The organism is Rhodococcus wratislaviensis, assembly GCF_041228765.1.
Taxonomy (GTDB): domain Bacteria; phylum Actinomycetota; class Actinomycetes; order Mycobacteriales; family Mycobacteriaceae; genus Rhodococcus_F; species Rhodococcus_F wratislaviensis.
The window spans coordinates 4,862,334-4,883,560 of record NZ_CP150488.1; the positions used below are offsets into that span (position 1 = coordinate 4,862,334).

At 68.2% G+C, this 21,227-nt stretch carries 17 protein-coding genes; 7 read left to right on the plus strand and 10 right to left on the minus strand.

Annotation, left to right across the window (positions count from 1 at the left end):
- Nucleotides 1-28: 28 nt before the first annotated feature.
- The 3 genes from WKC72_RS22610 to WKC72_RS22620 all read left to right on the plus strand — a co-directional run bounded on the left by WKC72_RS22610 (nucleotide 29) and on the right by WKC72_RS22620 (nucleotide 5,621).
- Entirely contained in the window at nucleotides 29-3,631 is a 3,603-nt protein-coding gene (locus WKC72_RS22610; protein WP_370179301.1) for a cobaltochelatase subunit CobN, read from the plus strand.
- A gap of 31 nt (nucleotides 3,632-3,662) precedes the next feature.
- The gene (locus WKC72_RS22615) at nucleotides 3,663-4,058 is read left to right on the plus strand and encodes a PPOX class F420-dependent oxidoreductase (RefSeq protein WP_037233726.1); all 396 of its coding nucleotides are present in this window, start codon (nucleotides 3,663-3,665) and stop codon (nucleotides 4,056-4,058) included.
- Nucleotides 4,059-4,196: 138 nt separating this feature from the next.
- Nucleotides 4,197-5,621 (plus strand): FAD-dependent oxidoreductase, encoded by a 1,425-nt coding sequence (locus WKC72_RS22620; protein ID WP_370179303.1) that lies wholly within the window; start codon nucleotides 4,197-4,199, stop codon nucleotides 5,619-5,621.
- A 330-nt stretch (nucleotides 5,622-5,951) separates the two neighbouring features.
- On the opposite strand, the gene WKC72_RS22625 is transcribed toward WKC72_RS22620, so the two are convergent.
- Nucleotides 5,952-6,536, minus strand: a complete 585-nt coding sequence (locus WKC72_RS22625) for a TetR/AcrR family transcriptional regulator (protein WP_012687539.1) — start codon at nucleotides 6,534-6,536, stop codon at nucleotides 5,952-5,954.
- A gap of 79 nt (nucleotides 6,537-6,615) precedes the next feature.
- On the opposite strand from WKC72_RS22625, the gene WKC72_RS22630 reads away from it, so the two are divergent.
- Nucleotides 6,616-7,803, plus strand: coding sequence for a DUF418 domain-containing protein (locus WKC72_RS22630; protein ID WP_370179306.1), 1,188 nt, complete (start codon nucleotides 6,616-6,618; stop codon nucleotides 7,801-7,803).
- Here the strand turns inward: WKC72_RS22630 and WKC72_RS22635 are convergent.
- From WKC72_RS22635 to WKC72_RS22655, 5 genes are all read right to left on the minus strand, one after another.
- Nucleotides 7,772-8,119: an ANTAR domain-containing protein gene (locus tag WKC72_RS22635; protein ID WP_112298214.1), complete on the minus strand. Its 348-nt coding sequence runs from the start codon at nucleotides 8,117-8,119 to the stop codon at nucleotides 7,772-7,774. The genes WKC72_RS22630 and WKC72_RS22635 overlap by 32 nt on opposite strands.
- Nucleotides 8,116-8,322, minus strand: coding sequence for a hypothetical protein (locus WKC72_RS22640; protein ID WP_370179308.1), 207 nt, complete (start codon nucleotides 8,320-8,322; stop codon nucleotides 8,116-8,118). The genes WKC72_RS22635 and WKC72_RS22640 overlap by 4 nt, the downstream gene beginning before the upstream one ends.
- A gap of 218 nt (nucleotides 8,323-8,540) precedes the next feature.
- A complete protein-coding gene (locus WKC72_RS22645) occupies nucleotides 8,541-9,902 on the minus strand; it encodes a metallopeptidase TldD-related protein (protein WP_370179310.1) in 1,362 nt (453 codons plus the stop codon).
- Entirely contained in the window at nucleotides 9,899-11,419 is a 1,521-nt protein-coding gene (locus WKC72_RS22650) for a TldD/PmbA family protein (RefSeq protein WP_370179312.1), read from the minus strand. The genes WKC72_RS22645 and WKC72_RS22650 overlap by 4 nt, the downstream gene beginning before the upstream one ends.
- A 22-nt stretch (nucleotides 11,420-11,441) precedes the next feature.
- On the minus strand, nucleotides 11,442-12,209 hold the full coding sequence (locus WKC72_RS22655) for a TSUP family transporter (protein WP_037233701.1): 768 nt from the start codon (nucleotides 12,207-12,209) through the stop codon (nucleotides 11,442-11,444).
- 46 nt (nucleotides 12,210-12,255) lie between these two features.
- On the opposite strand from WKC72_RS22655, the gene WKC72_RS22660 reads away from it, so the two are divergent.
- A complete protein-coding gene (locus tag WKC72_RS22660) occupies nucleotides 12,256-13,419 on the plus strand; it encodes a sensor histidine kinase (RefSeq protein WP_112298211.1) in 1,164 nt (387 codons plus the stop codon).
- 10 nt (nucleotides 13,420-13,429) lie between these two features.
- Here the strand turns inward: WKC72_RS22660 and WKC72_RS22665 are convergent, their stop codons facing one another.
- The 3 genes from WKC72_RS22665 to WKC72_RS22675 form a co-directional block, all read right to left on the minus strand.
- A complete protein-coding gene (locus WKC72_RS22665) occupies nucleotides 13,430-13,834 on the minus strand; it encodes a hypothetical protein (protein WP_037233696.1) in 405 nt (134 codons plus the stop codon).
- Nucleotides 13,835-13,950: 116 nt separating this feature from the next.
- Nucleotides 13,951-15,606, minus strand: a complete 1,656-nt coding sequence (locus WKC72_RS22670; protein WP_370179316.1) for an amidohydrolase — start codon at nucleotides 15,604-15,606, stop codon at nucleotides 13,951-13,953.
- Between the two features lie 60 nt (nucleotides 15,607-15,666).
- Nucleotides 15,667-17,196: an APC family permease gene (locus WKC72_RS22675; RefSeq protein WP_370179318.1), complete on the minus strand. Its 1,530-nt coding sequence runs from the start codon at nucleotides 17,194-17,196 to the stop codon at nucleotides 15,667-15,669.
- Nucleotides 17,197-17,367: 171 nt separating this feature from the next.
- On the opposite strand from WKC72_RS22675, the gene WKC72_RS22680 reads away from it, so the two are divergent.
- Nucleotides 17,368-18,114 (plus strand): TetR/AcrR family transcriptional regulator, encoded by a 747-nt coding sequence (locus WKC72_RS22680; RefSeq protein WP_370179320.1) that lies wholly within the window; start codon nucleotides 17,368-17,370, stop codon nucleotides 18,112-18,114.
- 22 nt (nucleotides 18,115-18,136) lie between these two features.
- Nucleotides 18,137-19,558: an FAD-binding protein gene (locus tag WKC72_RS22685; protein ID WP_370179322.1), complete on the plus strand. Its 1,422-nt coding sequence runs from the start codon at nucleotides 18,137-18,139 to the stop codon at nucleotides 19,556-19,558.
- Here WKC72_RS22685 and WKC72_RS22690 read toward each other — a convergent pair.
- Nucleotides 19,530-21,089, minus strand: coding sequence for a hypothetical protein (locus WKC72_RS22690; RefSeq protein ID WP_370179324.1), 1,560 nt, complete (start codon nucleotides 21,087-21,089; stop codon nucleotides 19,530-19,532). The two genes, WKC72_RS22685 and WKC72_RS22690, sit on opposite strands and share 29 nt — an antisense overlap.
- Nucleotides 21,090-21,227 lie beyond the last annotated feature (138 nt).

The window sequence follows — 21,227 nt, forward strand, 5'->3', positions numbered from 1 at the left end:
GCGCGACACCCCCAGGAAGGCTCCACACGTGATCCTGCTGCTCTCCACCTCCGACACCGACCTGCTCAGCGCACGCGCCAGCGGGGCGGACTACCGCTGGGCCAACCCGGCACGGCTGCTGGTCGAGGAGGATCTGCCGGGACTGCTCGACGGCGCCGACCTGGTCGTGGTGCGCATCCTCGGTGGTCGTCGGGCGTGGGAAGAGGGGCTGGACGCGGTCCTGGCCAGTGGACTGCCCGTGGTGGTCCTCGGTGGCGAGCACGCCCCGGACGCCGAACTCATGGAGTGCTCGACCGTCACCGCCGGTGTCTCGGCTGAGGCACACAACTATCTCGCCGAGGGCGGCGCCGACAACCTCGCCCAGCTGCACCACTTCCTGTCTGACACCGTGCTGCTGACCGGTCACGGCTTCGAGGCGCCGGTCCACCTGCCGAGCTGGGGTGTCGCGCCGTTCGCTCCCGACGCGAACCCGGACCGCCCCACGATCGCCGTTCTCTACTACCGCGCCCAGCACCTGGCCGGGAACACCCGCTACATCGAGGCGCTGTGCGACGCCGTCGACACGGCGGGCGGCACCCCGCTGCCGATCTTCTGCGCGTCGCTGCGCACCGCCGAACCGGAGTTGCTGAACACGCTGCGCCGGGCGGACGCGATGGTGGTCACCGTGCTCGCCGCCGGCGGCACCAAGCCGGCCGGCGTCTCGGCCGGCGGCGACGACGAGGCGTGGGACGTCGCCGCGCTGGCCGCGCTGGACGTGCCGATCCTGCAGGGACTGTGCCTGACCAGCAGCCGTGAGTCGTGGGAGTCCAACGACGACGGATTGTCGCCGCTCGACGTCGCCACCCAGGTCGCGGTCCCCGAGTTCGACGGCCGGCTGATCACGGTGCCGTTCTCGTTCAAGGAGATCGACGCCGACGGTCTCTCCGCCTACGTTCCCGACGCCGAGCGCGCCTCCCGGGTGGCGGGCATCGCCGTCCGGCACGCCCGACTCCGGCACATCCCCGCATCCGACCGCCGGATCGCTCTGATGCTGTCGGCGTATCCGACGAAGCACGCCCGCATCGGCAATGCCGTCGGTCTCGACACCCCGGCCAGCGCGATCAGGTTGCTCACCGAGATGCGGGCCGCCGGATACGACCTCGGCCCCGCGGACGGGCCGGATTCCGTGCCGGGTCTCGCGGCCCAGGACGGCGACGCGCTGATCCATGCCCTCATCGCCGCCGGCGGCCAGGACCCGGACTGGTTGACCGCGGAGCAGCTCGAGGGCAACCCGATCCGGATCTCCGCCGCCCGCTACCGCGAGTGGTTCTCGGCGCTGCCCGCCGATCTGCGCGAGGGTGTCGAGGAGCACTGGGGACCGGCGCCGGGCGAACTGTACGTCGACCGTTCGCAAGATCCTGCGGGTGAAATCGTGATCGCCGCAATGCAGTTCGGCAATCTCGTCCTGATGGTGCAGCCGCCGCGCGGATTCGGGGAGAAGCCGGTCGCCATCTACCACGACCCGGACCTGCCGCCGAGTCACCACTACCTCGCCGCCTACCGGTGGATCGCGGCGGACGCCGCCGCCGGCGGATTCGGCGCCGACGCCGTGGTCCATCTCGGCAAGCACGGCAATCTCGAATGGCTGCCCGGCAAGACGCTCGGCATGTCCGCGTCGTGCGGCACCGACGCCGCGCTGGGCGACCTGCCGCTGATCTACCCGTTCCTGGTCAACGATCCGGGGGAGGGCACGCAGGCCAAGCGCCGCGCCCACGCGACCCTCGTCGATCACCTGATTCCGCCGATGGCCCGCGCCGAGAGCTACGGCGACATCTCGCGACTCGAGCAGCTCCTCGACGAGCACTCGAACATCTCCGCGCTCGATCCGTCGAAGCTGCCGGCCATTCGCCAGCAGATCTGGACGCTGATGCGCGCCGCCAAGATGGACCACGACCTCGGACTCGAGGAACGGCCCGACGAGGACGTGTTCGACGACATGCTGCTGCACGTCGACGGCTGGCTGTGCGAAATCAAGGACGTCCAGATCCGTGACGGCCTCCACATCCTCGGTGCGGCCCCCCGCGACGACGCCGAGGTCGAACTGGTGCTCGCGATGCTGCGCGCCCGGCAGATGTGGGGCGGCGAACAGAACGTTCCCGGACTCCGCGAGGCGCTCGGCCTCAGCGAGGACGGCGACGAATCCCGCACCCGCGTAGACGACATCGAGCAGCAGGCGCACGCACTGGTGCAGGGCATGCACGACGCCGACTGGAATCCGGACGCCGCCGGCACCCTCACCGACGACGACACCGTCGCGAAGATCCTGCGTTTCGCTGCCACCGAGGTGGTGCCCCGGTTGCGGGAGACCGACAACGAGATCGCCCAGGTGCTGCACGCGCTCGACGGCGGTTTCATCGCCGCCGGGCCGAGCGGGTCGCCGCTGCGCGGCCTGATCAACGTGCTCCCGACGGGCCGCAACTTCTACTCCGTGGACCCGAAGGCCGTGCCGTCCCGGCTCGCCTGGGAGACCGGCCAGGCGATGGCCGAATCGTTGCTGGACCGCTACAAGTCCGATCACGGAGAGTGGCCGCGGTCGGTGGGTCTGTCCGTGTGGGGCACGTCCGCGATGCGCACGTCCGGCGACGACATCGCCGAGGTCTTCGCGCTCCTCGGTGTGCGCCCGGTGTGGGACGAGGCGAGCCGGCGCGTGGTGAACCTCGAGGTGATCGACCTCGAGGAACTGGGCCGGCCGCGCATCGACGTCACGGTCCGGATCAGCGGCTTCTTCCGTGATGCGTTCCCGCACGTCCTGGCACTGCTCGACGACGCCGTCCGGCTCGTCGCCGCGGTGGACGAACCCGCCGAAAGCAACTTCGTGCGCGCACATGCGCAGGCGGATCTCGCCGAGCACGGCGACGAACGGCGCGCGACCACCCGCATCTTCGGGTCGAAGCCGGGCACCTACGGGGCCGGACTGCTGCAGCTCATCGACTCCAAGAGCTGGCGCGGCGACGCCGACCTCGCCGACGTGTACACCACGTGGGGTGGTTTCGCGTACGGCCGCGGACTCGACGGCGCCCCCGCCGCCGACGACATGCGGACCGCGTACCGTCGAATCACCGTGGCGGCCAAGAACACCGACACCCGCGAACACGACATCGCCGACGCCGACGACTACTTCCAGTACCACGGCGGCATGGTCGCGACCGTGCGGGCGCTCACCGGGAAGTCGCCCGAGGCGTACATCGGCGACAGCACCCGGCCCGAGTCGGTGCGCACCCGAACCCTGTCGGAGGAGACGTCCCGGGTGTTCCGCGCCCGCGTCGTGAACCCGCGGTGGCTCGAGGCGATGCGCCGCCACGGCTACAAGGGTGCGTTCGAGATGGCGGCCACCGTCGACTACCTGTTCGGATACGACGCCACCACCAACGTCGTCGCCGACTGGATGTACGAGAAGCTCGCGGAGTCGTACGTGCTGGACGACCAGAACCGCAAGTTCATGGAACAGTCCAACCCGTGGGCCCTGCACGGCATCGCCGAACGTCTGCTCGAGGCGGCCGAGCGGAACATGTGGGAGCACCCCGAGCAGCAGACCCTCGACGGCCTGCGGCAGGTGTACCTCGAGACCGAAGGCGAACTCGAAGGGGACTGACGAACCGTCCGGCTCCGCGGTTCGGTCTAGCATGGGCCCGGTGACCACAGAATTCGACCGGGTGTCGGCCGCGAAATATGTCCTGCTCACCACGTTTCGGAAAGACGGCACCCCGGTGGCGACACCGCTGTGGGCCGCCGCAGACGGTGAACGCCTGCTGATGTGGACGGTCACCGACTCGTACAAGGTCAAACGCATCCGCCGCAACCCGGAGGTGACGGTTGCCGCGTGCGATGCGCGCGGCAAGCCGAAGGGACCCGAGGTTCCCGCCCGCGCCGTGATCCTCGACGCCGCCGACACCGATCACACGCGGGACGTGATCGCCCGCAAGTACGGCATCCTCGGCTGGCTCACGATGAAAGGCAGCCTCCTGCGCCGGGGAAAGACCGGAACCATCGGACTCGCCGTCACGCCCGACGACCGGTAGCCCCGGGAATCCAGGCCGGATCGAGCACCTAGGGGGCCGATGTCGCACCCTCGGGTGCCGGAAGGTCACCCCAGGGGGCCTGGTGGGGTGCGAGCGCGGGGATCACGGTGGGTATGTCCCGTAGACGGGAGTATCACCGTGAACCACCACATCGCCCTGCGTCGCCGCGTTGACCGATCATCGCGATCGCGGCGCGTAAATGTTCCACGCCGGGACGCACACGCCGTCGTCATCGGCGGCAGCATCGCCGGCCTGCTCGCGTCCCGCGTCCTGGCGGACTACTTCGATACGGTCACGATATTCGAGAAGGATCACCTGGTCGACAGCGCCGAGCCTCGCATGGGAGTTCCCCAGGGTCGTCACGTCCACAGCATCTGGAAACGCGGCCTGAGCCTGATGGAGGAGTCCTTCCCCGGTCTCACCTCCGAACTTATCGAGGGAGGATCGGCAGAAGTCGAAATGACGTCGGACTTCGCCTGGTACCACCGCGGCGTGTGGAAGCTGCGGGTACCGAGCGGGATCTTCATCACCTGCCAGACCCGGCCGTTCCTCGAATGGCAGATCCGTCGGCGGGTGTGCCAGATCTCCAACATCGATCTCGTCGATCATTGCCACGTCAAGAGATTCGTCACCGACGCCACGGCGCAGCGGATCACCGGGGTGGCGATCCAGTCGCGCCGAGCCGGCGCCACCGAGGAGACTGTGTCCGCCGACCTGGTGGTCGATGCGAGCGGTCGCGGCTCCCGGACGCCGCGCTGGCTCGAGGAGTTGGGATACGGCCGACCCGACATGTCGGTCATCGACGTCGACGTCGGCTACGCGACACGGTTCTATGCCCGACCGCCGCACGAGGACTGCCCATGGAAGGCGCTGATCGTCGCGCCCACACCGCCGGACGGAACACGGTTGGGTGTCGTCTTCCCGGTGGAGGGTCAGCGCTGGATCGTGATGCTCGGCGGCTGGAACGGTGATCACCCGCCGCGCGACGAGGACGGCCTTCTCGAGTTCGCGCGCAACCTCGAGGCGCCCGACATCTACACGTTCATGCGCGAGGCGGAGCCCCTGACACCGATCGCGGGGTACAAGTTCCGCGCCAACGTCCGCAGGCACTATGAACGGATGCGCCGTTTCCCGGGCGGTCTGATCGTGCTCGGCGACAGCCTGTGCAGCTTCAACCCGATCTACGGCCAGGGAATGACGACCAGCGCCCTCGATGCGATGACGTTGCGGGAATGTCTCGACCGGGCTGTCCACAGGGGTGAGAGTCTCGATGCGATGGCCCACCATTTCCTGAAGAGGGTGCCGAGAAGGCTCGACGCGCCGTGGAGGTTGGCCGCTGGGGAGGACATGAACTGGCCTGGAACACAGGGTGATGCGCCGTTCGGAACCCCCTTCATGAACTGGTACTTCGGACGGGTGCATGCGCTCGCCGCTCGTGATCCGCAGGTGCTGGTCCGATTCGTGCGTGTGGCGAACATGATCGATTCGCCGGTCCGGATCTTCCACCCCAGAGTCCTGGCGCCGGTCCTCACGCGATCGACGCGGGTCGCGCCGAGTCCGTGACCCCAACGCCCTCTGGGAGCGGCATCTCTCGCACGAAGGAGGTGAGCCATAGTATGCCGTCAGATACACGCCATTCGGACTGGCGTCCCTATGCCGTCGCTCATGTTGCGGTCGCCCTCGACGGGGCCACGACGGGCGTCCACCCCTGTCTTCCCGGCGCGCATCAATCGTCTGTGGCACGGAACTGCACCAGCGGCGATCCGGTTCGACCTCATCGCGAGCCGTGCCTTCGACGACGGCGTCGTCTGGCTCCGCTACCAGCCCGTGCGATAAGGCAACGTGGTCGGATCTTCGTGGAATGGTATGTGGTACTGCATCTTCGGTGAACGGTCAGGCGAGTGCGCGGAGGTGCTCGGCGATCATGCGCTGGGCGGTCTCCGGGGTGTCGGTGTCGCCGAGCAGGACGTGCATCGCCGCGCCGTCGACGAGTGCGTGCAGGCGCATCGCCTCGGTGTCGACGTCGATGTCGGGTGCGAGCAGGCCCCGCTTAGCGAGGCCGGTCAGGATCGCGGCGCATGCACCACGGAGCTGCCGTTGGGCGTCGAGGGCGATGTCTTTCAGTAGGGGATGGGCGGGGCTTTCCGCGACGAGGGCCAAGTTCACTTCCATCTCGCAGCGTCGGCGATCGTCGAGCGGGAGGACCTCGTCCAGCACCGCGAGGGCGCGCTGCCACGGGTCGGTGATCGAGGCGTGGGCCTGCGCTCGCTCGCGGACACGCGTCGCGACGAGCCGCATCGAATAGGCGAGGAGTTCGGCCTTGCTGGCGAACACGTGTCGAAGGGATCCGCTCGAGATTCCGGCCTCGGCAGCCACATCGCGTACGGATACCGCACCGATGCCCTCGCGTTGGATCACCCGCCACACGGCCTCGGCGATCTCCTGCTGCCTTCGGTCGTGGTCGATGAGCTTCGGCACCCCGCCATGTTAACACGGTCGTGCTAGCATGAGCGTTTGTTGGCACGATCGTACTAACAAGTACCGGAGGGCGGAAGGCATGACGTCGCAACTGTCGAGTTCCCACCGCTACGTCGCGCTCGACGTCATGCGCGGTGCAGCCATCCTGGGCACTCTCGCCACCAACATCTGGATCTTCACCAACGTCGAGGGTCTGGTGGGGTACGTCAACGGCACCGGAAAGGCCACCGGCGGATGGGCCCCGGTGCAGGTGGTTCTGCAGCAGTTCGCGCAGGGCAAGTTCCTCGGCCTGCTCACCGTCATGTTCGGCATCGGACTGGTCATCCAGCAGCGTTCCGCGCAGCGACGTGGCGCTCGGTGGCCGGGCGGCTACCCGTGGCGCGCGGGGCTGCTGATGCTCGACGGAGCACTGCATTTTCTGCTGTTCACCGAGTTCGACGTGCTGACGGGATACGCCCTCACCGGATTGATCGTCGCCTTCATCCTGACCACAGGCATTCGCGCGCAACGCGTCTGGGTGGCGTGCGCGGTGACCGTCCACGCGGCGATGCTGGGCCTCGTCGTCGCGGCATTGTCCTCGGCGCCCACGAGGGAGCCGCAGCCACTGTCACCGAACCCCTATGCCGACGGCAGCTTCTGGGATCTCGTCGTCTTCCGTGCCGACCAGGTGTTGCTGTTCCGGCTCGAGGTGCTCTTCATCCTGCCGCTGTCGATCGCCCTGTTCCTCGTCGGCGCCCACCTCTACGGTGCGCGCGTCCTCGACCCGGACCGCGGTGCCTTGCGCCGCCGCCTGATGATCGCGGGCCTGGCAATCGCACTTCCACTGGACTTCGCGCTCGGATTCTTCGGCGGAGACGCAGGCCTGATCCTCGGCAGGTACGGGACCGCTCCGGTGGTGGCGCTGGGACTACTCGCCGCGATCGCACACCGCTACGCCGACGGACGCGAACCCGGCCCGGCCGGTCGAGCGCTCTCGGGAGTCGGCCGCACTGCGCTCAGTTGCTACGTGCTGCAGAACATCCTGTGCTCGATCATCAGCTACGGCTGGGGATTCGGTCTCGCGGCCCGTTTGACCGGCGCCACCGTCGTTCCGGCGACCGTCGCGTTGTTCGGTGCCGTTTCGACAACCCTGATCGTCGTGTCACGCCTGTGGTTGCGGCGGTTCGATCGAGGGCCGCTCGAATGGCTCACGCACCGGGGCTACCAGCGTCTCACCCGGGCGGACAGGGACGGTGTCACCGCGCCAGCAGTGTCGTCCATTCCGTGAACTCGAGGGCGTACGACGGTGCGGGCGTCGTCACCGAGGGGCACGGCTGCCGCCGGGTCGCCAACTCCACCAACGACTTCGCTGCCCGCATCACGCTGACGTGGTGATGTCGGGAGACGTCGAGCAACTCCTCGAACGCCTCGGCGTCGCCGTAACCGCGGGAAGCGATGAGAATGCCTTTCGCGGTGGCGAGAACCTCGCGTCCGTCGGGGTGACGGTGCGGAATCGAATGTGCAGGCGGTGCCGCCTCGAGTACGTCGTTCGACACTGTGATCTCCTTGATTGTGGTGCGTCGCTGATGTGTCGGCGCGGTCATACCGCCGCCACCATCAGGGCCGTGGCGAGGACGACGATCAGTCCCCCCGTCGCGGCGGCGAGAAAGGAACCGGTGATGATGCCGATCCCGGCGGCGCAGACGAGGCAGACGAACGTCGTCAGTGCCACGTCGGCGAGAGCGAACCTTTTCGTGACCTTGGTGTGGCCCTGGAGCAGTTCGCGGGTGGTGGTATCGGAGTGCATGAAACCTCCTGGTCAGATGTACAAGGGACGCACTCGGCGCATGCACCGGCCACGCGGCGCTACGGTGAGTTTCGGCCCCGTTCTCTGGAGACCTGAATATGACATGCGCGGCGAAACTGCTCCGGAGTGAGCAATCTCATATGCGCGATGTCTGCAGCATTTATAACGGAAACAGCACGGGCTGTCACCTAGACGAGCGTCCGCATAGAATCCGCGCCTCAGAGCGCCTTGCTGACCGACGACATGTGGAAGTCCGGGACACGCAACGGTGGCATCGCGGTTCGGGTGAACCAGTCCTTCCATTCCCGTGGCAGCGTCCGCTCGGTGGCTCCGCCCTGGGTGACCCTCCGCAGCAGGTCGAGGGGGCTCTCGTTGAACCGGAAGTTGTTCACGGCACCGGTGACCTTCCCGTTCTCGACGAGGTAGACGCCGTCCCGCGTCAATCCCGTGAGCAGCAGGGTGGCGGGGTCGACTTCCCGGATGTACCAGAGGGTGGTCAGCAGCAGTCCTCGTTCGGTCTCGGCCACCATCTGGTCGAGTGACACCGAGCCGCCGGTGTCGAGGATCAGGTTGTCGCCGGGCACGGTCACGTCGGCGCCGAACTCCTTCGCCGCCGCCCGCGGGTACGCGAGCGCGTTGACGGTGCCGTCACGGATCCAGTCGACCCGGCCCGCGTCCATCCCGTTGTCGAAGACGGACACGGATTCGGACGACGACCCGGTGACGACGAACGGCGTGTATTCCACGCCGAGCGCGGCCGGATCGGAATAGAGGGTGAGCGGGAGCGCACTCAGCTTCTCCCCGATACGGGTGCCTCCGGGCGCCGACAGGGCAGAGTGCCCTTCTTCCGCGGCCCGGCCCTCCATGGTCCACATGAGGTAGATCATGAGGTCCGCGACCGCGGACGGCGGCAGGATCGTCTCGTAACGGCCCGCGGGCAACTCCACCCGGTTGCGGGCCCAGTCGAGGCGTGTCGACAGGTCCTGGAGCAACTTCACGCTGGCCACATCCGTGAAGTCCTTGGTGCTGGTGCCCACCCAGGCGCTGGCGTCGCCGCGTTTGCCGTTGATCTCCACCGACCCGGTCGGCTGGGCGAATCGGCGCCGGATCCCGGTCGACGTGCCCAGCCACGTGGTGTGCAGCTGGTGGTGGGCGAAACCGTAGAGCTGGTCGCTGCCGTCGAAGCCCATGCTCAGATCCTGGGCGAGCTGCTCGAACGCGCCGATCTCGGTGCGCTCCGCCGAATCGTCCCACCGCTCATCGGTGTCGGTGCCGGTGAGCAGCGGCATCGCGTCGGACGCGGGTGTGGCTGCGCGGGCCGCGATTTCGGCCGAACGGACCACTCCGTCGATGTCGGCGGCGTCGACGGACGCGGACGTGACGACGCCGACCTTCGCGTCCTCGCCGGCCCGGACGATCGAGATGACCGTCCAGCTGCGCGACGTGGACACGCCGTTGGTGGTCATCGAGTTGCCCGCCCACCGCAGGGACGCCTCGCTGGCATCGGTGACGATCACGATGGTTTCGTCCACGGTGGCCCGGGCCAGGACCTGCTCGACGAGTTGCTGCGGTGCGATCATCGGCCGCCTTCCGTCCGAGTGTTCAGTACGTTGACGCCGCGGAAGAGTGCCGACGGGCAGCCGTGGCTGACCGCCGCCACCTGGCCGGGTTGCGCCTTGCCGCAGTTGAAGGCGCCGCCGAGCTGCCAGGTGGAGCGTCCGCCGACGGCGTCCATCGAGCCCCAGAAGTCCGTGGTCGTCGCCTGGTACGCGACGTCGCGGAGTTGTCCGTCGATTTTCCCGCCGCGGATGCGGTAGAACCGCTGACCGGTGAACTGGAAGTTGTAGCGCTGCATGTCGATCGACCAGGATTTGTCGCCGACGACGTAGATGCCGTCCTCCACGCCGGAGATCAAGTCGTCGGTGCTGCGATCGGTGTCGGGATCGGGCTGCAACGACACGTTGGCCATCCGCTGGATGGGGACGTGGTGCGGCGAGTCGGCGTACGAGCAGCCGTTGGAACGCTCCAGCCCGAGCCGGGGCGCGAACGCCCGGTCGAGTTGGTAGCCGACGAGAATCCCGTCGGCCACCAGGTCCCAGGACTGTGTTTCGACGCCTTCGTCGTCGTAGCCGACCGTCGCGAGACCGTGCCGTTCGGTCCGGTCCGCGGTCACGTGCATGATCGGCGTCCCGTAGCGCAGCGTGCCGAGTTTGTCGGGAGTGGCGAACGACGTGCCGGCATACGCGGCCTCGTAGCCGATGGCGCGGTCGTACTCGGTGGCGTGCCCGATGGATTCGTGGATGGTCAGCCACAGGTTGGTCGGGTCGATCACCAGGTCGGTGGGACCGGCCACCACAGTGGGGGCCTTCACCTTCTCGGCCAGCAGGTCCGGGATCCGGGCGAGTTCGTCGGTCCAGTTCCACACCCCGTCGCCGGCGACGTATTCCCATCCGCGTCCGACGGGGGGAGCGAGGGTGCGCATCGTCTCGAACACACCGGCCGACTGGTCGACGGTGGTGGCTTCGAGTTGCGGATGCAACCGCACCCGCTGCTGCACGATGGACGATCCGGCGAGATCGGCGTAGAAGGTCTGTTCCTTCACCTGCAGGCATCCGGCGGTGACGTGGTCGACGCCGTCGGACGCGAGGAGCCTGCGGGAGTATTCACCGAGCAACGAGATCTTGTCGGAGGCCGGAACTTCGAACGGATCGACGCCGTAATCGGACACCCAGTGGACATCTGTGTGCACCGGCTCGTCGGCGAGTTCGATGTGCTCCCGATTCAGTCCACGCAACGCCCGGGCGACGGCGACAGCCTGTTCCGCGGTCGCGGCGGCGGTCGCCGGTGTCAGCTCGGCATGCGAGGCGAAACCCCAGGTGCCGTCGACGACGACCCGCACCGCGAAGCCGAGTTCGTTGGTGTCCACCGCCGACTGCACCTCGCCGTCGCGCAGCCGCAGCGACTGGCTGGTCAGCCGATGCACCCGCAGGTCGGCGTGCGACGCGCCCGCCGCACGGGCAGCGGTGAGCGCCGCGTCCGCCAGCGAACGCAGGGGGAGGGCAAGGAATTCCGGATCAACCTGTCGTGGAGCCGTCACCTGGACCACCGTAGTCGGTCGCTCAGCCGAATTGCTGCCAACCCAACCGGATCACCATCGCGATCACCACGATCAGCAGCGTGATCCGGACGAATCCGGCGCCCTTGCTCAGCGCCATCCGCGAACCGATGACCGCGCCGAATACGTTGCAGACCGCCATCCCCAGGCCGAGTGCCCACAGAACATGACCGGTGGCGGCGAAGAACACCAGCGCACCGAGATTCGATCCGAGATTGATCACTTTCGCCATCGCGGCACTGCGCACGAATTCCGTGCCGAGGAACGTGGCGAAGCTGATGATGAGGAATGTTCCGGTGCCCGGCCCGAACAGTCCGTCGTAGAAACCGAGGAGCCCGGCGGACAGCAGGACGACCGCGACGACCTTCCGCCGTGTCGGCGGATCCTTCGCCAGCGTGGTCCCGAGCTGCGGACGGATCGTCACGAACACGGCGACGCCGACGAGCACCGCCATGATGAGCGGGATGAAGACGTCCTTGTCGATGCGCGACACGGTCGCCGCGCCGAGCGCGGACGCCACCGCCGCAAGTAGACCGGCCGGAACCAGCAACCGCCAGTTCATGGGGATCCGGCGCGCGAACGTGACGACGGCGGCGGAGGTGCCGGTGAACGCGGTGAGCTTGTTGGTGGCCAGCGCCGCCTGCGGCGTCAGCTGCGGTGCAACGAGAAACAGTGCGGGAATGAGGATCAGTCCGCCGCCGCCGACGACGGCGTCCACCCACCCGGCGGCCGTCGCAGCGGTGAGAAGAAGCGCCCAGTCACCCACATTCATGGTGCAGACTCAACCACACCCACCGTGAGGTACTTACGCTGTGCACATGCGGAGGTTCAGTCTGTGGCTGCGAGGAAAGCCGACGGTTGCGGACTCGATGTTGGCGGCGATCCTGTTCACCCTCGAGGTGTTCGTGTTCACCGCGTCGGGAGACCGCTCGCCGTGGGTGCAACTGGTCATGGGTTTCCTGCTGTGCCTGCCGATCGTGTGGCGTCGCAAGTACCCGCGGGCGGCGGCCGGTGCCGTTCTGGTGATGTCGATCACGATCACCTTCATCAGTTATTCGATCGGAGACCTCGACGCCGAACATCCCGGTCTGCTGGCGCTCGCCGTCGCCCTCTACACGCTCGTCGCCTACGTCGATCGCAGCACCGCCGCGGTGTACGCGGTGGGTCTCGCCGTCGATTCCGCCCTCTCGATCTGGTTGCTGGAACAGGAACTGGTGGCGGCCGGACTGTTCTCGGTCCTCGTCTTCGCGCTCTCCTGGATCACGGCGGAGTTCCTCGGCGCCCGCCGGGCCTACGACGAGGAGGTCGCCGCGCGCCTCGTCGTCGCCGACTACGACCGGGATCGCCGCGCCGAGGACGCGGTGGCGGCCGAGCGCACCCGGATCGCCCGGGAACTGCACGACGTCGTCGCGCACGCGGTGAGCGTGATGATCGTTCAGGCCGACGGCGCGTCGTATGCGCTGAAGACCAACCCTGACATCGCGAAGCAGGCACTCACCAACATCGCAAGCACCGGGCGGGAGGCTCTGGCGGAACTGCGGCGCACCGTCTCGCTGTTGCGCACCGAACCGGCGACCGACGACATGCCCCAGCACGGCACGGCCGGCCTCGCCCGGGTGGTCGACATGATGCGCAGCGCCGGCCTGCCTGTGGAACTCGAACTGACGGGGGAGTTGGACGACATCAGCCCCGCGGTCAGCCTCGGCGTCCACCGGCTCGTCCAGGAATCGCTGACAAATGTGCTGCGGCACGCCGGGGAGCGTCCGCGCGCGAAGGTGCGGGTCCGGCGCCGCGAGACGGACGTCCTCGTCGAAATCACCGACAACGGCAACTCGTCCGGGCAGTTCTCGCTCGGGTCGGGCAACGGGCTGCTCGGTATGCGGGAGCGGGTCGCCGTCCTGCACGGCACCCTCGAGGCGGGACGACAGACCGACGGCAGTTGGCGGGTCACCGCGGAGTTGCCGCTCGAGCTGGAGGACTGAGCGGCCTCGATCACTCTGTCTCCGGTGGTGCTGCTTCCTCCGGCTGGTCGAGGACGCTGACGGTGACACCGTAGGGCAGGAACCGCACCGAACGGTGGGGATCGGTGTTGTGCTTGTGCGCGCGGAGTGCATCGAGTTCGGTAGCATACACCTGCTCGACGCGTGCGACGCCCTCGTCGTCCAGCGTGTAGATCGCCCACACACCGTCACCGGTCTCCCCGGCGGTTTCCGGCTTCGACGCGGCGCGCGGAGAGCGGGCGAAGTCCGCGAACACACCCGTCCACGGAATCTGAGAATCCGCCTGGTCCAGGAACCTGACGATACGGTCCTTGACGCCCTGCAATTCCTCGCCGGCCTCCCGGATCACGCGGTCGAGATCGTCGGGGTCGAACCCGAACGGCCTGTTGTCGCCCATCACTGTCTCCTGACTTCGGCGGGACACCTCCAGTGTGGCCGCGGATGCCGATCGGCGCCACGACGGTCCGCCGATCGACTCCCGCGCCGCAGAGTAGGGCCGACTACCGCTGGTCCTCAGGCGTTCGGTGCCGCGTAGACCCGATCACCGCCCACATAGGTCAGGACGGCGCGGGCCTCGCCGATCGTCTCGGCGGTTCCGGTGAACGGATCGCGGTCGAGGACCACCAGGTCGGCGAGCTTTCCCACCTCGATGCTCCCGGTGTCGTCGAGGTGGTTCACGTACGCCGACCCGGCGGTGTAGGCGGTGAGTGCGGCCGTGAGGTCGATTCGCTGCTCCGGGAGGAACACCGGGCGCCCCTGCCCGTCCCGGCCCGGGAGTACGCGATTGACCGCGACATGGATGCCGTGGATCGGGTCGGCGCTGCTGACCGGCCAGTCGCTGCCGGCTGCCAGCGTTGCGCCCGAGCGCAACAGGGAACCGAAAGGGTACTGCCGGCGGGAGCGTTCGTCCCCGAGGAAGGGGATGGTGAGTTCGTCCATCTGCGGTTCGTGGGCTGCCCACAGCGGTTGCATGTTGGCCGTGACACCGAGCGCGCGGAAACGGGGGATGTCGTCCGGGTCCACGACCTGCAGATGGGCGAGGTGCGGCCGGGTGTCGCGGAATCCGTTCGTCGTCCGAGCTGCGTCGACCGCGTCGAGCGCGTCGCGCACGGCCCGATCGCCGAGCGCGTGGAAGTGCACCTGAAATCCGAGGGCGTCGAGCTCGGTGACGTAGCCGCGCAGCTCGTCCGGGTCGACGAAGCTGGTTCCGGAATGGGCTGTCGCGCAGCCACATCCATCCAGATATGGGGAGATCATGGCCGCGGTGCGGGATTCGGCGACACCGTCGAGCATGATCTTCACGGTGTCGGCCCGCATCCGCCCGAGCCGGAGACGGGACCGTCGACGGAGCAGGTCGGGGATCTGCTCGGCGCCCCGATCGCGATCCCACCACAAGGCACCCGCCACCCGTGCGGTGAGAGACCCGTCGCCGGCCGCGGCCAGGTAGGCGTCCGAGACGTCGGAGATCCCGGACGTGTCGCCGAGGAGCGCGTCCTGCCAGGCGGTGATGCCGAGCGAATGCAGGTGCTGCTGGGCGTGAAGCAATGCCTTCAGCCGGTCGTCGGGGGTGTGCTGCGGGGTGTGGCAGCCGACCAGCTCCATCGCAGACTCCTGGAGCATGCCGGTCGGCTCACCGTCGGCGTCGCGTTCGATGCGTCCGCCGACGGGGTCGGGGGTCTCTCGGGTGATGCCGGCGATGTCCAGCGCTCTCGTGTTGGCCCACGCGCCGTGGTGGTCGCGGTTGGGCAGAAACACCGGCCGATCCCGCACGACGGTGTCGAGGAGTTGCGCGGTGGGTGTGCCCCCGTCGAACGCCTCCATCGACCACCCGCCGCCGACGATCCACGGCAACTCCGGGTGTGCGTCGGCGTAGCCGCGGATGACGTCGAGGGTGGCGGCGGCCTCGGTGATGCCGGTGAGGTTGCATCGGGCGTACTCGAGGCCAGCCACCACGGGATGGATGTGCGCGTCCTGGAAGCCGGGCAGCAGCAGCCTGCCGGTGAGGTCGACGACCTCGGTGCGGGCGCCGATCAGCTCCCGGACCTCGTCGTGGCCGACGGCTGTTATCCGGCCGCCGGTGACGGCGATCGTCGTGGCGCGGCTGCGGGCCGGGTCCAGGGTGGCAATCGATCCATGGGTGAAGACCAGATCTGCGGGTCCTGCTGACATCGGAAATCTCCTGTCGGGAAGTGCGTTGGTCGGTGTTCGGATCGGGTTGTGTCGCGCTGATCAGTGCGGGGCAGGAACTTCTCGGGGTGCAGGTCCTGCGAGCAGGTCGGCAGCGTCGGCATCTGTTCCGCGGCCGGTGACGAAATAGGGCGACCGACGGACCCACTTCGCGTACGCGGCCACCGCCAGCCCCGAGATCAGGATGAGGAGCGGGAACAGTAGCTGTAACCACCCGTTGGTCGCGCTGAATTCGAGATGATCCGCCGAGGTGTAGAAGATCCAGCCCAAGTAGCCGCCGAGTGCCAGCAACACCAGGGAACTGAGAGCGGGAAACACGACCGCGCGCAGTCCTTCCCATGGACGTTCCCGCAGGAGTCCGCGGAACCGGACAGCGGCGGCGAGTGCCGTCAGGCCGTACCAGAGGGCAACCACCAGGCCGATCGAACTGATGCCCGCACCGAGAAGGTCGCTGAGCTTGGGGATGACCGTGGCCAGCAGCGCGACCACGGCGGAGATTCCGCCGAGCAGGACGGTACCGGCCGCCGGGGTCCCGTAACGGGAATGGATCCGGGTCCACACCGGGCCGAGCGTGCGGTCGCGGCCCATCGCGAACAGTCCACGCGCGCTGGGTATCACAGTGGCCTGGAGGGATGCGACGACAGAGAACATCAGCGCCACCACGGGGAGCGCGGCCAGCGGCTGCCGGGCGAGTGCCTCGCCGAGGAACGCGAGTCCGACGGTCCCGTTGTCCGCCAGTTCCGCGGGGGTGAGGACGCGCTGGAACGCCACCGCACCGAGCAGGAACAAGCCGAGGACCAGGAATACGGTGATCACTCCGGCGCGGGACGCGTCGCGCGGATCGCGCACCTCCTCGCTCACACTGAACGCCGCTTCGAAACCCCAGTAGAAGAAGACCGCGATCACCATGCCCTGAGCCAGCACGGCGAACGACGGGATTGCAAAAGGATCGAACCAGGAGAGGGAGAACGGCTGGCTCCCGGCGAACAGCCCGTACGTGCAGAAACCGATCAACACGACGTACTCGAAGACGAGGAGATACTTCTGCAGCCGTGCCGCCACCGCGACGCCCCGGACGGCGGTGAAGGTCACCGCACCGAGGATCGTCAGCCCCAGCATCGTCGACTGCAACGTGGAGTCGGGATCGAGAGTGAGCCCGCCGATGTCGTGCACGCCGGCCATGCCGGCGAGTTGCAGGATCGCCGACCCGGCGATCGCTGTGGTGTAGGCCATGAACACGACAACGGCGACGATGGCCATCCAGCCGGTGAGGAACCCCAGCCACGGACTGAGGCTGCGGCCCACCCAGACGTAGCTGTTGCCGCAATTGGGTTCGACCCGGTTGAGCCGGGCGTATCCGCTGGCAATTCCCAGGATGGGGACGAAGGCCAGTAACAGCACCACCGGCATCTGGAGGCCGACCACGGCGGCGATGACTCCCAAACCGACACCGATGCTCGTCGTCGCCGCGGTACTCGAGGCGGCGATCGCTATTCCGTCCATGACGCCGAGGGATTTGCGGAGGGCAGTCGCCCTCGGCGCGGCGGCCGCGCCGTTGTTCACTGCTGCCATGTGTGCGTCGCTTTCGCTGGAGGTATGGAGAGGGACGAGGGGCCACGCGCCGATCCGGGTTCTCGTGCCCGCGGCCTGGGGCTTCGCTCCCTGCTTGTGACATGCAACACCGTCGCGGTTTACACCGTCAACGGTGTTGGCATAAGCTTCGGTCGACAGAAGGAGCCGGGAATGGCGAAGCGGGTGGTCTCGGACGCGGCCCGGAGGAGGCGTAGGCCGACGAAGCAGGGTGCAGTTCTCTCGGAGCAGCTGATCATGGAGACGGCGCTGCGGTTGCTCCGGCACCACGGCAGTGCCGGTCTGTCCGTCCGCCGCCTCGGGGCTGCGCTCGGGGCCGATCCGAGCACTCTGTACCGGTACTTCCGCGGCATCGACGACCTGACGTTGGCGATCGCCGACGAGCTGATCGGCCGGTCGTTCCACGGGTGGGAACCCACCGGGGACTGGTGGCGGGACTTGCACTCGCTCGGAATACGTTCGCATGCAGCATATCTGGACCACCCCCAGGCGGCAGTCCTGTCGGCCAGCCGCGTCAGCGGTCGCACCTCGGAGAAGGCCGCCGTCGACACCATCCTCGGAATACTGCGCGAGGCAGGGTTCCCCGACGGTGCAGCGGTGCGCCTCTACCGTGCGTTCGTCGATCAGATGCTGGCGTTCGCCGCCCTCGACGGAGCCGAACTCGCGCTACCCGAGGACGTCCGCGAGTCCGACCGGCAACTGTGGCGATCCTCCTACGCGCAACTGCCCGCCGAGACGCACCCGCACATCGCCGCGACCGCGGGCCTCCTCGTCGAACTCTCCGACCGCAGTGCCTATCCCGACGCACTCGAACTGCTGCTCGACGGCGCGCGCGCCCTGCTTCACCGACTCGACGCGAAACGAGAATCGGCACCCTCGTGCCCTTCTGCCGGGTCGTAGAATCCGGTGGAGGAGAAACCCGATGGACTGGCATCATCGAACTGCACGGACGACCGATCCGTCGCCACCGGCGCTGGACGGCGAGTTGCGCTTCGACCAGGTGGCACGCGAACAGGCCGCCGACGATTTCGGGCACGTCGTGCACACGGAACCGGAGGCCGTCCTGCTACCGGGATCCGCCGACGACGTCGCCGAGACGATCCGCTGGGCCGCGAAGCGGGGCCGCACGTTCGCCCCGCAGGGGCAGCGGCACTCGGTATGGGGACGATCCGGAGCCCGGAACGGCATCGTGGCCGACATGTCGACGCGGCGCTCCGTCGGCAGGGTTCAGAACGACCGGATCGTCGTCGGGGCGGGCGCGACATGGAGAGAGGTGCTCGCCGCGACGCTGCCGCGGGGAAAGACCCCACCCGTGCTCACCGACTACCTCGAGCTGTCGGTCGGCGGGACACTCGTCGTCGGGGGCGTCGGCGGCACGACCTCGCGATACGGCATCCAGAGCGACCGCGTCCTCTCGATGGACGTGGTGACCGGTACGGGGCAGACGATCACCTGTTCGGCCCGGAGCAACACCGACCTGTTCGACGCGGCGCGGGCAGGGCTCGGCCAGGTGGGCGTGATCACCGAGGCGACACTCGAGCTCGTCGCGGCGCCCGAGCAGGTGCGCAGGTTCGTGCTGTTCTACCCGGATTTGGCGGGGATGCTGACGGACGCGCGCCTCCTGTCCTCGGCCGCCGGCTTCGACGCGGTGCAGGGCGCGATTCTGGCAGCACCGACCGGAGGGCTGTCGTTCCAGTTGGACGTGGCGAAGTTCTTCACCGGGAACCCGCCGGACGACGACCTCCTGCTCGCCGGCCTGTCCGACGACCCGGTCAGGCGGACGCCCGGCACGATTGCGTACGTCGACTACCTCGAGCGGCTGGCCGGGCTGGAAGCGGCGTTACGGGCCAACGGCCACTGGTTCCACCCGCACCCCTGGCTCACCACCTTCATCGGAGACTCGCACGTCGAGTCGGTGGTCGACGACGAGCTCGGCAGGGTTGATCCTGCGACCGACCTCGGCCGGTTCGGTCAGATCGTGCTGTCCCCGATCCGCACCGGAGCGATCACCAGTCCACTGCTGCGGACGCCCTCGGAGGGCCTGTGTTTCGCGTTCAACTTCGTCCGGGTGCCGACGACCGCCGACCCCGACAACGCCCACCGGCTCGTGGAGTCCAACCGGGCCGTGTACGAACGCATCCGCAACGCCGGCGGCACGCTCTATCCGGTGAGCGCGTTTCCGATGTCCCCCGGAGACTGGCGCAGGCATTTCGGGTCGGAGTTCCACCGCCTCGACGAGGCCAAACGGAAGTTCGACCCGGATCACGTCCTCACCCCCGGCTACGACGTCTTCGAGGGCATGCCGCACGACGGCGTCAGCCGCCGGCGAGCGGCACCAGGATGAAGTGGCCGGCTCCGCGGGCGGCGGAGAACACATCCCAGGACATCGGACCGCCGGGTCCATGGCCTTCCTCGTACCGGAGGTCGAACGCGGGGTTCACGGGTGCGAGCCGGTAGTCGAAGAAGGTGTAATTGGCGCGCAGCAGCGTCCGCGCCGGTTCGGTGGCCTCCGCGAGTCGCGGTACCAACCGGTCCTCGACCACCAGTCCGCGGTCGGAGAATTCGTCGACGATGACGCATTCACAGAAGTACGCGAGGGTCCCGATCTCACCGGGGGATCGCACCGGTGCCTCCCCGGCGAGTGTCCCGACCGCCCGGCCGACCCGCTCGTAGTCCTGCGCGCTCGCCCAGTTACCGAAGATGGGGGGTGCGTCCCACGGGAGACCGCTTTCGACGTCGTAATAGACGGCGCCGACTCCCAGTACGGCGAGCAGGCCGGCCAGCGTGCCGGCGACGGCGCGATCCGAGGTGTCGCGCGCGGCGCTCCAGTGGATGCCGGCGGCGAGGACCGCGTACATCGCGAGCGTGGTCGCGGGTGCCACGTAATACCAGTGGTACGGCACGGTATCGAGCACGACGTAGGCGACGTAGTAGAGGGCACCGGACAGCCCGAGCGCGAGCAGCGGTACGGGCACCCGCACCGGTCGCTTCCAGGGTCTGGCGTACGAGGCGAGCGCGACGAGAATCAGGACGAGTGCGATGGCGGCGGGACCGAATGCCGCCACGGTCCGCCACGGGTTGGACTCGAAGTACATGATCGGGCCGGTGAGGTAGTTGTAGCCGCCCACATCGGAGGCCTGACCCTGCTTGATCAGGAAGGTGTCGGGTAGCGCCGAACCCAGGACGATCCAGCTGAACAGGTACCACGGCCCGGCGATCGCGGCGAAGCCGGCGAGGGCGCGGCGCAGTTGCGTGCGGATCGCCGGTGACAGGGCGGCGATGACCACAACGAAGACGAGCAGGTCCAGACGTACCAGCGCCGCCATTCCCGCGGCCGCACCGAACCAGGCGGCCCTGCCCTCGAGCGCGAACCACACCATCACCGCGACGGCCGCCGGGATCAGCAGCACCTCGAGCCCGACCGCGGACAACACGAATGGGTTGAACACCACCAGCGCACCGGCGAGCACCGCCCACCCAGTCCCGAGACCGAGCCGGCGGCACATCCGCGCGAGCACCCAACCCAGCAGGGCGGTGACCGCGACGTTGAGCATTCCCAGTGCGAACAGGGGGTCGCCCGGGCCCCACAACCGGGTCAGGAAAGTCAGCGCCCCGAGCACGAGCACATTGAGCGGGGACGTCGACGTGTTCGCGGTCAGTCCGTGGACGATCGCCCACTCCCCGTGGACGGCCAGGTTCCTGGCGGCCGACAAACTGATGTAGGCGTCGTCGGTGAGGCTGCCGGAGACGACCCAGAACAACACGGCCGCCACCACCGCGCCGGACGCGGCGAGGATCGCCGGTGCCCGGAACGGGCTCGGTTCCGGTGGCGGGGCAGACCGCTCGAGCGGTTCGTTCAGCAATCCTGTGGACACCGCGACATCCTAGAGAGTGGAGCCGGGACTGCTGCTCGCAGCCACCGAACTCGACGGCAACACGGTCGCGTGTCCCCGGAAATGTCCTACCCCGCGAACTGTCTGGTGCCCGTCGGCTGTTTAGTCATTCGAGAAGAC